The organism is Romboutsia weinsteinii (assembly GCF_002250835.2).
Taxonomy (GTDB): Bacteria; Bacillota; Clostridia; order Peptostreptococcales; family Peptostreptococcaceae; genus Romboutsia_A; species Romboutsia_A weinsteinii.
Genome location: NZ_NOJY02000162.1, coordinates 1 through 539, shown reverse-complemented (window position 1 = coordinate 539; position 539 = coordinate 1). Strand labels below are relative to the sequence as shown.

1 rRNA gene is annotated in these 539 nt (G+C 53.2%); it reads right to left on the bottom strand.

Going from position 1 to position 539, the window contains the following annotated elements:
- A 16S ribosomal RNA gene (locus CHL78_RS20515) occupies positions 1 to 539 on the bottom strand; the annotation flags it as partial.

Genomic DNA, 539 nt, shown 5'->3' with positions numbered 1-539 from the left:
CTAGTACTCATCGTTTACGGCGTGGACTACCAGGGTATCTAATCCTGTTTGCTCCCCACGCTTTCGTGCCTCAGTGTCAGTTACAGTCCAGAGAGCCGCCTTCGCAACTGGTATTCCTCCTAATATCTACGCATTTCACCGCTACACTAGGAATTCTACTCTCCTCTCCTGCACTCAAGTTTCTCAGTTTCAAAGGCTTACTACGGTTGAGCCGTAGCCTTTCACCTCTGACTTAAGAAACCACCTACGCACCCTTTACGCCCAGTAATTCCGGATAACGCTAGCCCCCTACGTATTACCGCGGCTGCTGGCACGTAGTTAGCCGGGGCTTCCTCCTCAAGTACCGTCATTATCTTCCTTGAGGACAGAGCTTTACGACCCGAAGGCCTTCATCGCTCACGCGGCGTTGCTGCATCAGGCTTTCGCCCATTGTGCAATATTCCCCACTGCTGCCTCCCGTAGGAGTTTGGACCGTGTCTCAGTTCCAATGTGGCCGATCACCCTCTCAGGTCGGCTACTGATCGTCGCCTTGGTAAGCC